The sequence below is a fragment of the Candidatus Thiodiazotropha sp. AKAK3 genome (genome assembly GCF_058244645.1).
In genome coordinates this window covers 15,804-29,176 of record NZ_JBSYOQ010000013.1, presented here as the reverse complement: position 1 = coordinate 29,176, position 13,373 = coordinate 15,804, and the positions used below count along the sequence as shown (strand labels likewise).

At 49.7% G+C, this 13,373-nt stretch carries 12 protein-coding genes; 11 read left to right on the top strand and 1 reads right to left on the bottom strand.

What is annotated here, in order from left to right; all coding sequences use genetic code 11:
• Positions 1–2 precede the first annotated feature (2 nt).
• The 6 genes from AC4IE7_RS01340 to rimI all read left to right on the top strand — a co-directional run bounded on the left by AC4IE7_RS01340 (position 3) and on the right by rimI (position 6,283).
• Positions 3–977 carry an AAA family ATPase gene (locus tag AC4IE7_RS01340; protein ID WP_490775001.1) on the top strand — a complete coding sequence of 325 codons (975 nt, stop codon included), beginning with the start codon at positions 3–5 and terminating at the stop codon, positions 975–977.
• Positions 974–2,278, top strand: a complete 1,305-nt coding sequence (locus AC4IE7_RS01335; protein ID WP_490775000.1) for a DUF58 domain-containing protein — start codon at positions 974–976, stop codon at positions 2,276–2,278. Before AC4IE7_RS01340 ends, AC4IE7_RS01335 begins: the two co-directional genes overlap by 4 nt.
• A gap of 134 nt (positions 2,279–2,412) precedes the next feature.
• Positions 2,413–3,213 (top strand): CDP-diacylglycerol--serine O-phosphatidyltransferase, encoded by an 801-nt coding sequence (pssA, locus tag AC4IE7_RS01330; RefSeq protein ID WP_490775018.1) that lies wholly within the window; start codon positions 2,413–2,415, stop codon positions 3,211–3,213.
• A 211-nt stretch (positions 3,214–3,424) separates the two neighbouring features.
• Complete coding sequence (locus AC4IE7_RS01325; RefSeq protein WP_490774999.1) at positions 3,425–4,975, top strand: 2-isopropylmalate synthase; 1,551 nt, start codon at positions 3,425–3,427, stop codon at positions 4,973–4,975.
• 40 nt (positions 4,976–5,015) lie between these two features.
• The gene (locus tag AC4IE7_RS01320; RefSeq protein WP_490774998.1) at positions 5,016–5,798 is read left to right on the top strand and encodes a uracil-DNA glycosylase; all 783 of its coding nucleotides are present in this window, start codon (positions 5,016–5,018) and stop codon (positions 5,796–5,798) included.
• On the top strand, positions 5,795–6,283 hold the full coding sequence (gene rimI, locus AC4IE7_RS01315; RefSeq protein ID WP_490774997.1) for a ribosomal protein S18-alanine N-acetyltransferase: 489 nt from the start codon (positions 5,795–5,797) through the stop codon (positions 6,281–6,283). The genes AC4IE7_RS01320 and rimI overlap by 4 nt, the downstream gene beginning before the upstream one ends.
• Here the strand turns inward: rimI and AC4IE7_RS01310 are convergent.
• Entirely contained in the window at positions 6,276–6,953 is a 678-nt protein-coding gene (locus tag AC4IE7_RS01310; protein WP_490774996.1) for a putative metalloprotease CJM1_0395 family protein, read from the bottom strand. The genes rimI and AC4IE7_RS01310 overlap by 8 nt on opposite strands.
• 867 nt (positions 6,954–7,820) lie before the next feature.
• Between AC4IE7_RS01310 and AC4IE7_RS01305 the strand changes: the two genes are divergently transcribed.
• From AC4IE7_RS01305 to glgC, 5 genes are all read left to right on the top strand, one after another.
• Entirely contained in the window at positions 7,821–8,666 is an 846-nt protein-coding gene (locus AC4IE7_RS01305; protein WP_490774995.1) for a type IV toxin-antitoxin system AbiEi family antitoxin domain-containing protein, read from the top strand.
• Between the two features lie 8 nt (positions 8,667–8,674).
• Complete coding sequence (locus tag AC4IE7_RS01300; RefSeq protein ID WP_490774994.1) at positions 8,675–9,589, top strand: nucleotidyl transferase AbiEii/AbiGii toxin family protein; 915 nt, start codon at positions 8,675–8,677, stop codon at positions 9,587–9,589.
• Between the two features lie 163 nt (positions 9,590–9,752).
• Entirely contained in the window at positions 9,753–11,339 is a 1,587-nt protein-coding gene (locus AC4IE7_RS01295) for a peptide chain release factor 3 (RefSeq protein WP_490774993.1), read from the top strand.
• Between the two features lie 168 nt (positions 11,340–11,507).
• Entirely contained in the window at positions 11,508–11,717 is a 210-nt protein-coding gene (locus tag AC4IE7_RS01290; RefSeq protein ID WP_490774992.1) for an acetyltransferase, read from the top strand.
• Between the two features lie 401 nt (positions 11,718–12,118).
• Positions 12,119–13,339, top strand: a complete 1,221-nt coding sequence (gene glgC, locus AC4IE7_RS01285; RefSeq protein WP_490774991.1) for a glucose-1-phosphate adenylyltransferase — start codon at positions 12,119–12,121, stop codon at positions 13,337–13,339.
• The last annotated feature ends 34 nt before the right edge of the window (positions 13,340–13,373 follow it).

Genomic DNA, 13,373 nt, shown 5'->3' with positions numbered 1-13,373 from the left:
CCATGCATGATGAATCATCTACCCCCCAGGATCTGCTGGCTCGTGCCAGGGAATTAGAAAATGAAATTGCTCGTGCAGTGATTGGGCAGAAACGGGTTGTCCACGAAGTGGTTCTAGCCCTCTTCTCTGCCGGCCACGTGCTTGTCGAAGGTGTACCTGGACTGGGGAAAACACTTTTGGTTAGAAGTCTTTCAGCTGCTATTCAGGGGGAATTCAGTCGTATTCAGTTTACCCCTGATCTAATGCCCAGCGATATTGCAGGGCACATTATGTTCGATATGAAGAGCGAGAATTTCCGGGTACGCAAGGGACCCGTATTCTGTAATCTGCTACTGGCGGATGAGATCAACCGATCCCCGGCCAAAACCCAATCTGCACTGCTGGAAGCGATGCAGGAGCAGCAGGTTACCATCGAGGGTCGAACCTTTCCTTTGACAGCCCCATTTCTTGTCTTGGCGACACAGAACCCTATTGAGCAAGAGGGAACCTACCCCCTGCCTCAGGCACAGTTGGACAGATTTCTGCTGAAAGTCTTTATCGACTACCCGGACGAGGCAGATGAGCAGGCGATGGTCTCTCTGGTTACTCAGGGGATGGTGGGGGATCAACTCGATACTTCCGCAATACGCCCATTGCTGAAGGCACAAGAGATTCCTCAAATTCAGACCCATGTGGCTGGATTACAGATGGACGAACAGATTATCAACTATGCAGTTCGACTGGTAAGGGCAGCCCGAGAGTGGAATGGTATTGAAGCCGGGCCGGGTCCCCGGGGAATAATCTCGCTGTTACGCACGGCCCGGGCGGAGGCTTTCCTTCAGGATAGAGACTATGTAACACCGGATGATATTAAAACAGCAGCACTTCCGGTACTGCGACACCGGATTCGTTTGACCACTGATTTAGAGATCGAGGGCTATCGCGCGGAAGATGTGTTGAAGGATCTCCTGGATAATATACCGGCACCAAGAAAGTGACACCCTCGCTACGTTTGATCCTGTTTCTGGGGCTGCTCATGCTGCCGGCTCTACTTGCAGCCTGGTACCCTGATTTGGGTAGTGTCTGGAAAGCAGGAGCTGCTCTGCTTCTAATGTTGGCACTTTTGGATCTACTGGGTTTACGACGAGTTCCCACGCTAAAGGTAGCGCGAAAACTGCATACCACTATTCCTGTTGGTGTTTGGACCGATGTACAAATTGAGCTGGAGAATCGTGCCGACCGCAACCTGCAGGTGACACTGCACGATCACCATCCGCCAGATTGCGAAGTCAGGGATCAGCCACAGACCCTTAATCTACCTGCCCAGCGTCAGGTCAGCCTGGAGTACCGGATATTGCCTCGATCCCGGGGGGAGAAAAGTTTTGCTGGTGTAGAACTGATTATCCACTCCACTCTAGGATTCTGGACAGAGAAGCGATTTATAAACCAATCGACCCAGGTCAGGGTCTACCCCAACTTTCGAGAGATTGCCCATTTTGCTCTGCTGGCAACCGATAACCATCTGAGTCAGATGGGGATACGAAGGCGCCAGCGTCGAGGTGAAGGTAGCGATTTTCATCAGCTGAGGGAGTATCGAACTGGTGATGCATTACGACAGATCGATTGGAAAGCCAGCTCCCGATATCGCAAGCTGATCTCCAAAGAGTATCAGGATGAACGGGATCAGCAGCTGGTGTTTATGTTGGATTGTGGTCGACACATGCGCCATAGGGATGAAGATGGTGGCCACTTGGATCATGCTTTGAATGCGATGTTATTGCTCAGCTATGTTGCTGAGCGTCAGGGAGATTCGGTAGGTTTTCTGAGTTTTGGTGGTGTTGATCGCTGGCAGCCACCGGTCAAGGGGGGGGATCTGGTACGCCGGTTACTCGATCGGAGCTATGATATTGAGGCCACCCTGGAGGCTGCGGATTACCTAACAGCAGCGCAGAAGCTGATCTCTCTGCAAGGTCGCAGGGCACTGTTGGTGATACTTACCAATAGTCACACAGAAGAGCAGAGTGAGCTGCACAAAGCGGTTACAATACTCTCCAAGCGACATCTGGTGGTGGTTGCCGATCTACATGAAGCGGCACTGGATAAGGTGGTTGATCAGCCCGTAACTGATCGCCAGGGGGCGTTAAGATTTCAGGCGGTGGTGGACTATTTAGGTGAGCGCAGGGAGAGTCATGACCGGCTTAAATACCGGGGTGGGCTGGTAATCGATAGCCGACCTCAACAACTGCCGGTCAATCTGGTGAATGCTTATCTTGATGTCAAATCGACCGGTGCTCTCTAGGGCCTGTTATACTATCGGCCCGGCGCAACCAAGGCAGCAGGTTTAAACAGTGCCACTCTAAGATACTGGGGAGATTGCCAATCAATCCCGGCGTGCTTATTTTTTGCCATTGAAACAAAAAGGCTATAGATGTGATCGAGACTGAAGAAGGTAAACGGAAGAAACGCAGCAGAGGTATCTATCTGCTGCCCAATCTCTTTACCACCGCGGCCCTGTTTGCAGGCTTCTATGCCATTCTTGCTGCAGTCAACGGAAAATTTGAACTCGCTTCTGTGGCGATCTTTGTTGCGATGCTGATGGATGGTCTGGATGGGCGTGTTGCTCGACTGACCAAGACCCAGTCTGCTTTCGGTGCGGAATACGACAGCCTCTCTGATATGGTCTCTTTTGGTTTGGCGCCGGCCCTCGTTGTCTATATCTGGGCTTTGAGTGATTTGGGTAAACTGGGTTGGCTGGCTGCTTTTATATATACCGCAAGTGGTGCGCTGCGACTGGCCCGTTTCAATACCCAGATTGGTATTGCAGACAAAAAATATTTCCAGGGCTTACCCAGCCCCTCTGCTGCCGCAATCATAGCGGGGGGCATTTGGTTAGGGGTGGACTATGAAGTTTCCGGTGAGAGTCTGAATTGGGTAGCAGCAGTATTGACAACCTTGACCGGGTTACTGATGGTCAGCAATTTTCGCTACCACAGTTTCAAAGAGATCGATTTCAGTGGCAAGGTGCCCTTCATAGCCCTGGTTGTGGTGGTGGTGGTATTAGCCATTGTCCAGACCCATCCACCAACGGTGCTCTTCTTACTGTTTCTTGCATACGCAATCTCTGGTCCGGTGTTGACCCTGACACAGTTGCGTAAGCACCGGGAGGAGAGAAGTGTGACAGATCAGAATGGAGCACCTGATCAGGATAGTGATGACAGCGGTCAAGCAGGGTAAAACTAACGCTGCTTCACCACACTAGGTTATTCTTGAAGTCACTTAATATTAAGATTATTTTACAGTTAGCCTAGCTGCGGACAGTCTCGCCAGGCAGGTACGTTATGGCTGAAAGAGGCCTGTCTGGTCGCTAGTTAACATAGTAATATCAGCAAGCATTCGGGTTTAAGAACCGTTCAGGGAAAAATCCCCTGCCTTGCCGGAGAGAAGCATGAGTCAAGCCGATCAATTGATCATTTTCGATACCACCCTACGTGATGGAGAACAGAGTCCGGGTGCGTCTATGAACAAGGATGAAAAGGTCCGCATCGGCAAGGCTTTGGAAAAGCTCCGAGTGGATGTCATAGAGGCCGGATTTCCCATTGCCAGCCCAGGTGATTTCGAAGCGGTTTCTGCTGTTGCCAATGTGGTGAAGGACTCTACGATATGTGGTCTGGCGCGAGCCTTGGACAAGGATATCGATAGAGCAGGTGAGGCGCTAAAACATGCCAACTCCTCCCGCATCCATACCTTCATTGCGACCTCACCTATCCACATGGAACATAAATTAAGGATGAATCCTGATCAGGTAGTCGAGCAGGCCGTGCATGCGGTTAAGCGAGCCCGTAAATTTACCGATAATGTGGAGTTCTCGGCTGAGGATGCGGGGCGTTCTGAGATTGAATTCCTCTGTCGTATTTTCGACGCCGTGATAGAAGCCGGTGCACGAACACTGAATGTACCCGATACAGTAGGCTATGCCATGCCTCATCAATTCGGCGAGATGATTCATCAACTGCGTGAGCGCATTCCAAATTCCGATAAAGCGGTTTTTTCTGTGCACTGCCATAACGATCTCGGTTTGGCGGTGGCCAACTCCCTCTCTGCGGTGAGCAATGGGGCGCGACAGGTGGAGTGTACGATCAATGGTCTCGGAGAACGGGCAGGCAATGCATCCCTGGAAGAGATCGTGATGGCGGTGAAGACCCGGCAGGATGTCTTCCCATGCCAGACCAATCTGGATACCACCCAGATCGTCAGCTGCTCCAAACTGGTATCCAATATCACCGGTTTTCCGGTACAGCCAAACAAGGCTATTGTAGGGGCCAATGCCTTCGCGCATGAGTCTGGTATTCACCAGGACGGGGTGCTGAAGTCTCGTGAAACCTACGAAATCATGCGTGCAGAGGATGTAGGTTGGAGTCAAAACCGGATGGTGTTGGGTAAACACTCTGGCCGCAATGCCTTTCGCACCCGCCTGGAGAGCCTGGGTATCAGTTTTGAATCAGAGGAGGAGGTGAATGCGGCCTTCGCCCGTTTCAAGGATCTGGCAGATAAAAAGCACGAGATCTTTGATGAAGACCTGCAGGCATTAATGACAGATACCAAGACCGAGGCCTTCAATGAAAGGATCAGGTTGGTCTCTCTCAAGGTCTGCTCCGAGACCGGGGAGACGCCTCGTGCTGAGGTAACGCTTGGCCTGGATGGGGCGGAGGAGCCTGGAACAGCAATTGGAGGTGGGCCGGTGGATGCCACCTTTAAAGCGATCGAAAGTATCGTTAACAGTGGTACTGAACTACTGCTCTATTCAGTGAATAACATTACCAGTGGTACCGATGCCCAGGGTGAGGTGACGGTTCGTCTGGAGATGGATGGACGCATTGCCAATGGCCAAGGTGCAGATACCGATATCGTTATCGCTTCTGCCAAGGCCTACATCAATGCAGTCAACAAGATACTTATCCCTGACGCCAAAGCCCATCCTCAGACCGGTGATGTATAGTATCCGGGAAACCATCCACAGGGGCGTTCAGTCATAAGCAATGGATGAGCAGAGTCGTCAGCACTATTTGAAGATGATGGGGGTGACCCAGTGGCGGATTCGGCAACCGGCTGATGCGGAAGATTTCGCAGATGAAGTTGCTGAACTCTCCTCGCAGCAACAGGTTGAAGTGGCAGAAGCAGCTCCACCTCCACCTGCAAGGAGGGCTGTGGTAGAGGCCGTGCCAGTTCCCGCACCCGCCACCGCCACTGAGATCGATACCCCTGATTGGTCAGCTTTAAGATCTCAGGTTAAGCAGTGTCATCAGTGCGGTTTACGCAGTGGGGCTACTCAAACAGTGTTTGGTGTTGGTAACGAACAGGCCGATATGTTGGTTATAGGTGAGGCACCTGGCGCAGATGAGGATAAGCAGGGAGAGCCATTTGTTGGCCCCGCCGGGCAGTTGTTGAATGCCATGTTGAGGGCTATGGGGTTTCGACGTGAAGCGGTGTTTATCGCAAATATCGTTAAGTGTCGGCCGCCAAACAATCGTGACCCAAAAGCAGAAGAGGCGCTCGCCTGTCAGGCCTATCTTTTGCGTCAGGTAGAGTTGATCCGACCAAGATTGATTCTCTCTGTTGGTCGAATCTCTGCCCATAATCTGCTCAAGACTGATATTGCTGTAGGAAAGTTAAGAGGACGAGTCCACGCTTTTGGTGAAAGAAATATTCCGCTGGTGGTCACCTATCATCCAGCTTATCTACTCCGATCCCCGGAGCAGAAGGGAAAGTCCTGGCAAGATCTACAATTGGCCCTTTCAGTACTGCGAGAGGGACATACATGAGTGCCCAGGTTACTGATCCGCTATTGGGAATCCGTCCAATGCAGGAGCAGGACCTGCCTCAGGTTTTCGCCCTTGAAAAAGAGATCTATCCATTTCCCTGGACGATGGGTATCTTGCAGGACTGTCTGCGAGTGGGATATTGCTGCTGGGTGTTGACCATGGATAAACAGATGATCGGCTATGGTGTAATGTCGATCGTGGTCGATGAGGCTCATATTCTCAATATCTGTATCGATCCCAAATGGCGAAAGCGGGGACTGGGCCTGAAGTTAATGCAGCGTCTACTGAAGGTTGCAGGACAGCACGGTGCAGAGACAGTTTTTCTTGAGGTCAGGGTAAGTAATCTTGCCGCACTTCAGCTTTATGAGAAGGTGGGGTTTGTCGAGGTAGGCCAGCGAAAAGGTTACTACCCGGATGCTGATAATTCCAGGGAAGATGCGATTGTACTCTCTTTGGAAATGGTCTCAGAAAAAGTGACTAAATAATTTCGTCAATCGTTGATGGGGTAGTGTGAAGTGTGCCTTGAATGCCACTGAAAGCAGCAATCGCGCGACGGTTCAGAACGGGAAGTTCTTGCATAGCAATATCTTCAGACTCTTCTCCTGCAGGTTTGGACTCTTTCCGCTCACTCATCTCCAGTTGCTGCTCGGCCCTGATGTCACCACGGGCTTGATAAGCCGTTGCAGAAGCTTGTGCAGCCACCATGCGATCCTGCGGTGAAGGGTCTGCCGGTGCCAGGGCCGCGCGGCGAATGGTTTCAGCCTGTCTGAGCTGTTCTTGAGGTGTGCTGGCATGGGCGGCACTGATCGATACCTCTCCACCAACAGCGTAATTCCTGCCATCAGGGCCTGTCTGATAGGTATAGCTACCACCAGAAACCATGCCGCCTGCCGCTGCCCGATGTGCAGCTTCGTGGGCTCTCACTTCCCGGTCCCGTTGTTGCAATTCCCTTACCTGGGCCTGCTCTTCCGGAGAGAGTTGGCTGGGTTGGCCGCTCTCCCGTACAGGTCGCTCAGTTGAGCTCTCTTCTGTGGCGGGGGTTGCAGCGGAATCTGTTGAACCGGGCAGTTGGGTGATATCACGGGCAAGCGGCATCCGCCCAGACTGAGACGAATGGCTGTTAACAGCTGATAACATACCAAGTGATAGGTCCATAACACTCAAATAATCTAATTACCCAATTAAATTATATCCAACTTTTAGAAATTGAAATGCTAAAGCGTCGTCAAATGCAAAAAAACAGGTTTATTTGGGCGTTAAATTCTTTTTTGTATGCCAGCGGGCGGTGAAGCAGGTATTTAAACCTAAAAAATCTGTTGACCGCTCCATTCAAGGGCCGATTCGATTAGTGTTAACAGATCCGAATAGCAGGTTCCTGCTTTTGTAGAAAATAGCTTCGACGGTCATGGTCACCTGTTGGGTGAATCACACTACAGCGTGAATTGCACGCTTGTGGCGGCGTTACAACTCCTTGGAATAGCGGGCTGTGCAGGAGCGCCCCTTACCCTGCGCCACCACAAACGCACACTTCACGTTGCCCAACTGATCTTTTTTAGGTTAATAGCATAGCGCTACCACTTTGGAGTATTGGCAAGATTAATCTCCGTAATTTATACGGAGATTAGAGCCGCTATTCTCCGCAGAGAGCGTTTCCATACCTGTTTCAGCCTTGCTTAGGTGCTGTTTTCTACTTGTTTTGCTGTATTGGCCAATCCGAGGTGCGCCTTGGTCAGGGTTCCCGGTCTCCTCTAGCGGTTGTCCTCATAGCCTCCCGTTTCTAGCCGGTGTCGCCAGACCGGCAACGGGCTGCCCGCATAACCGTGTCACCCGCCCCCCCCTTCGGTTTGCTTTATGCTATTTTTACGGCGTTAATCGCCGTGAAAAATAACATAGGTAAACTGTGCATGTTTATGATAGTTTATATCAATTGAATTCTACGGCGATATTCGCCGCAAATATAGTGATAGGTAAACCAATAGGCTGCTTCAGAAAGCTTAATAGCCAAAATACAAAGAAAGGTAAGTGCGCTTGGTTAATAGCACGACTTCACAGTATGACGGTGTAAAAGGGGCTTATAAACAGTCACTTAAAACGCTTTTGCCTTATGGCATGTTAGCCACTAAGAGGTGGCTTGCTGAGCAGGGCTTAAGTGCTCATACCATTGATAATGCAGTGAAAACAGAAACCCTGTTGCTGCTGGTAGCGGGTGTATACAGCCAGTATTCCCGCTCAGTGAGCTGGGAAGGCGTAGTTGCTTCTATGCAGCGCATGGAGAAAGCCGAAAGTGCAAACGTGCCACCTGTGGTGGTCGGTGGGCTATCGGCACTTTCTTTATCTGGTTTGTCGCAATATCTGTCATTAGGCAGTAAGTCGCATATCCATCTCTATGCGGCAGGTAAGTTGCCGACATGGTTAGCGCGTTTGTCGCTACCTGTAGAGTTTGAAAGGCATGGCACAAGTAAACTGTGGCCTGAAACCCTTTTGATGGATAGGACTTTCATCAAGGAGCATGAGTGGAAAGCGGAATTGCCGCCTGTCTATTTCTCATGCCCAGAGAAGGCGATATTGGAATTATTGATAGATTTGCCAGGCGCAGTGACGTTTGAGCATGCCAATGAGTTAGTGCAGGGACTGGTGAATTTATCACCCAGAAAACTAGATACGCTTTTGAGAGCCTGTAAGAGCGTAAAGGCCAAGCGATTGTTTTTCTGGCTGGCGAAACGCCAAGCTTATCCCTGGTTAAGTAAGCTTAATGTTGAGGATTACGATTTAGGCTCAGGCAAGCGCGTTGTAGCTAAGGGCGGCAAACTGGATAGAGATTATTTAATCACTGTCCCGTCGCATATGGCAACGGAAAGTGAAGAATAAACTCAGGGATGGATAGAAACAGCATTTATTACAAGCAAGTGCAGCTGTTAATGCAGGTTTTGCCCTTTGTCGCCAAACAAGACTGTTTCGCGCTCAAAGGTGGCACGGCGATTAATCTCTTTGTTAGAGAGTTTCCGCGCTTGTCTGTTGATGTTGATCTGGTCTATTTGCCCATCATAGGCCGTGATGAGGCTTTGCAGGAAATTAGCGAAGCACTTGATGCGATTTGCGCAGACTTAAAAGCCGTGTTTAAAGATGTTGAGCTAACAGAAGCCTATAAGTCAAAGCGCGATGCGCTAAGACTGATTGTTGCCCGTAACGGTGTGCAGATTAAGGTGGAGCTGTCACCTGTATTACGCGGCACGGTTTACGAGCCGCAGATTATGGAAGTATGTGCCGCGGTAGAAGATGAATTTGGCTACGTTGAAGGGCCTGTGGTGGCCCTGGCTGATCTTTATTCAGGTAAAATATGTGCTGCATTAGATAGGCAACATCCAAGAGACTTATTTGATGTTAAGTGGCTCTTGGAAAATGAAGGTCTGACAGATGAGATACGCAAGGCCTTGCTTGTATACATCTCAAGCCATAATCGGCCTATAGCCGAATTACTGAGGCCGCAATATAAAGATATATCGGCCATTTATGCAGGTGAGTTTGCAAATATGGCGAAGACGGAACTGCCGCTGGAAGAGTTGGTGGCCGTTAGAGAGCGCTTGGTAGAGCTTATCCATCAAGGGCTAACCGATAGTGAGAAGGGCTTTTTACTGTCGTTTAAAAACCGTGAGCCGGATTGGGCGTTACTTGGATTAGAAGGTGTCGACAAGCTTCCAGCCATTAAATGGAAACAGATTAACCTGGCTAAAATGCCAAATGACAAACATAAGCAGGCGTTTGAAAAGCTAAAAGAAGTACTGGGCGTGTGAGTTATAGCGCTTAGTCATATTTGCTAATATGGCGCTAATAATTTATCAATGCTCTGATAGGAGGTTTTGCTGGCTTTAAGTCTCGCAAAACTGCTTGGAACAGGGCTTAGAGTTAACTTTGTTTTTTCGTACAAATGTTTGTACAAAATGGGAATTTAGATACATGGCAGACGCCAATTTTATCAATGAAATCAACAAGAGACGCACGTTTGCTATCATCTCGCACCCCGATGCCGGCAAGACGACCCTGACAGAAAAGCTACTCCTGTTCGGAGGCGCCATCCAGATGGCGGGTACTGTCAAAGGACGAAAAGCGGCACGTCACGCCACATCCGATTGGATGGAGATGGAAAAGGAGCGTGGCATATCGGTAACCTCATCGGTCATGCAGTTTCCCTTTGGGGAGGATGTTGTCAATCTGCTTGATACCCCGGGACATGAAGACTTCTCTGAAGATACCTACCGCACTCTCACTGCCGTCGATTCCGCATTGATGGTGATCGATGTGGCGAAGGGTGTTGAAGCACGAACCATCAAACTGATGGAGGTTTGTCGCCTGCGAGACACCCCGATTCTGACCTTTGTCAATAAACTCGATCGTGAAGGGCGAGATCCACTGGAGATCCTGGATGAGATCGAGGAGGTGCTGAAGATTAAATGCGCACCGGTCTCCTGGCCTATTGGCATGGGTAAGCGTCTGAAAGGGGTCTACGATCTACGCACCGACACCACCCATCTTTTCAGTGCCACCCATGGCGGCAAGATTCAGGTCGGCGAGGTTATCGAGGGTATCGACAATCCCAAACTGGATGAACATATCGGCAGTCAGGCAGTAGAGTTGCGTGAAGAGATCGAGTTGGTACGGGGCGCCAGCCATGAGCTGGATCTCGAGGCCTATGCGAAAGGTGAGTTGACGCCGGTATTTTTTGGATCAGCAATCAACAACTTCGGTGTAAGAGAGCTGCTGGAAGCGTTTGTTGAATATGCGCCAGGCCCGCTCTCACGCAATACCCAACAACGTCTGGTAGAGCCGGCGGAGAAAAAATTCTCTGGTTTTGTGTTTAAAATCCAGGCAAATATGGATCCCCAGCACCGGGATCGGGTTGCTTTTCTTCGGGTCTGTTCTGGCACCTACCGCAAAGGTATGAAGATGCGTCATGTGCGTATGGGTAAAACAGTTCAGATCAGTAATGCAATCACGTTTCAGGCCGATGAGCGGCGTCATGTGGAAGAGGCCTGGCCTGGCGATATCATTGGGTTGCACAACCATGGGACGATTCAGATAGGCGATACCTTCACTGAAGGTGAAGAGCTGAAATATGAAGGCATTCCCTATTTTGCTCCTGAACTATTTCGTCGCGTCGTGTTGAAGGATCCATTGAAGCAAAAGGCCCTTTTGAAAGGTGTGCTGCAGTTATGTGAAGAGGGCGCTACACAGGTTTTTCGTCCAATGAAGAACAATGATCTTATTCTTGGCGCAGTGGGTGTTCTGCAGTTCGATGTGGCTGTTGAACGACTCAAGCATGAATATAAGGTCGAGGCGATCGTTGAGCCTGTGAACGTGGCAAACACACGTTGGATCGAATGTGAAGATGAAAAGATGCTTGAGCAGTTCAAGCAGAAGAACCATGACAATCTGGCTTTGGATGGAGATGACCAGCTGGTCTATCTCGCACCCACACGGGTAAATCTTGATCTGGCTATTGAACGCTGGCCGGATGTGGATTTCATGTCCACCAGGGAGCTTTAGTTGATCGGCTAGGTATTTGGTCGCTGAGTATCAGGTTCTTGAGATGATCAGATAATAATACCCGGAATGGAATCAGGGCTTAGACACATTGAAAATCGAAGCGGCTAAACCATACTTACTGGTAGAGGGTAAGCAATGTTTCCCGCCTGGAACTGCAGGAGGTCGTCAATGTTTCTAATGCAAAAAAATAGCGAAAAATTGGTTGAAGTACTGAGCATGCCCGATCTGTTCAATCCCAACCACAAAGAGATCGTTGGGCGTTTCCATGCTGGTGAAGAGATGCAGGAAGCGGAAAAGTTTCTGAAAGTACAGATGCAATTCCCTTCAGGTGAACCACTTCCCCAGTGTTGGTTGGACGCTGGGTATCGGCAGCATTAACCTAACGAGGCTCTGAACAGGTCTGTGATCGACAATTCATCGTAAAAATATACGCTTCCATGTGAGAGGATTTGGAGTTGCGGGTTTGTGCCTGCGCTTCACATCATGAATTGGCCCATTTTCAATAAATCTCACCTCAGGCCTGACAAATACTGAGTATGCCTGATTGTCTCTATCTCAAATGGTCTGTGCGCTTTCAAAGTGCATCGATCAGATTGATCCAAAATCCATGATGCTTAATGGTGCATCATTCTGAATCATCTTCAGGGTTATAATCATAAGCGATGATAGAAAACAGTGAATTGTTTTAGGTTACAATCCTCGATGCAAGAAAATATCCTCTAGGACTGTTTATTGCTAGTGACTTATCCGATAGCGAAATAACAATAGGAAGCGATCCGATGCTAGATAAAACAGTGACGGTAATACTTGCCGGAGGACATGGTTCCCGTTTAAAGCCCCTGACTCAGGAACGAACCAAACCGGCGGTGCCCTTTGGTGGGCAATACCGAATAGTCGATTTTACCCTGGCGAATTGTCTGCACTCCGGTCTGAGAAGAGTATTGGTATTGACCCAATACAAATCCCACTCTTTACAGAAGCACCTGAGGGATGGATGGTCTCTGTTTAACCCGGAGCTGGGTGAATATATAACCGCTGTTCCACCACAGATGAGAACCGGTGGCAGTTGGTATGACGGTACTGCTGATGCGGTCTACCAAAACCTCTATATGCTCAAGCGCAGCGGTGCTGAGCGGATTCTGATCCTCTCTGGTGATCATATCTACCGTATGGATTATGCGCCGATGCTGGCCTTTCATGAAGAACATAGCTCCGGGGTCACCTTGGCAGGTATGGAGGTGCCCCTGGCTGAAGCGAGTCAGTTCGGTGTGATGGGGGTGGATGATCAGGGGCGTGTGACTGATTTCCAAGAGAAGCCTAAGCGGCCAACACCCTTAAAACCGGGTGAGGAGAGTGCCCTGGTATCGATGGGGATCTATGTGTTTTCTATCGATCGGCTGATCTCAATTCTTGAAGAAGACCATATAAGGGATGATTCCGGGCACGATTTCGGTTACGACATTCTGCCGAAACTGATCGATGAAGCTGGGATCTATGCCTATCGTTTTGGTGGTGAGGCTGGTCGTGTAAGCCCAGATCGCTATTGGCGGGATGTAGGTACCCTGGACAGTTACTATGAGGCGAACATGCAGTTGCTTGATCCGCAACCTGCATTGGATCTCTATCAGCCGGAGTGGCCGATACGAACCCATCATGCTCAATATCCACCAGCCCGAACTGTACCGGGTGTGACGGGTAGTGAAGGTATCTTTATCAACTCAATCGTTGCCAATGGGGTGGTGATTGTAGGGGGTAGTGTTCAGCGTTCGATTCTGTTTCCCAATGTTTATATTGGCGATGAAGCAGTGATCCATAACTCTATTCTTTTCGAAGGTGTCAAGGTTGGGGATGGCGCTGAGTTGGAAAACTGTATTGTCGATAAGGGGGTTATTGTTCCGCCTGGTGAGCGAATAGGTTTCGATAAAGATCAGGATCAAGCGCGTTTCACTATTTCAGACAAAGGTGTTGTTGTAGTGCCGAAGGGGTATAGATTTTCCTGACTACCCTCCATACTCAGAAAAAGAGTATCAACCT

Bases quoted from the DNA above. Each gene is read 5' to 3' on its own strand.
- rimI (WP_490774997.1), top strand. From the start codon at position 5,795: ATGAGTGCCCAGGTTACTGATCCGCTATTGGGAATCCGTCCAATGCAG.
- AC4IE7_RS01325 (WP_490774999.1), top strand. From the start codon at position 3,425: ATGAGTCAAGCCGATCAATTGATCATTTTCGATACCACCCTACGTGAT.
- AC4IE7_RS01320 (WP_490774998.1), top strand. From the start codon at position 5,016: ATGGATGAGCAGAGTCGTCAGCACTATTTGAAGATGATGGGGGTGACC.
- glgC (WP_490774991.1), top strand. From the start codon at position 12,119: ATGCTAGATAAAACAGTGACGGTAATACTTGCCGGAGGACATGGTTCC.
- AC4IE7_RS01300 (WP_490774994.1), top strand. From the start codon at position 8,675: ATGGATAGAAACAGCATTTATTACAAGCAAGTGCAGCTGTTAATGCAG.
- AC4IE7_RS01310 (WP_490774996.1), bottom strand. From the start codon at position 6,953: ATGGACCTATCACTTGGTATGTTATCAGCTGTTAACAGCCATTCGTCT.
- AC4IE7_RS01295 (WP_490774993.1), top strand. From the start codon at position 9,753: ATGGCAGACGCCAATTTTATCAATGAAATCAACAAGAGACGCACGTTT.
- AC4IE7_RS01340 (WP_490775001.1), top strand. From the start codon at position 3: ATGCATGATGAATCATCTACCCCCCAGGATCTGCTGGCTCGTGCCAGG.
- AC4IE7_RS01290 (WP_490774992.1), top strand. From the start codon at position 11,508: ATGTTTCTAATGCAAAAAAATAGCGAAAAATTGGTTGAAGTACTGAGC.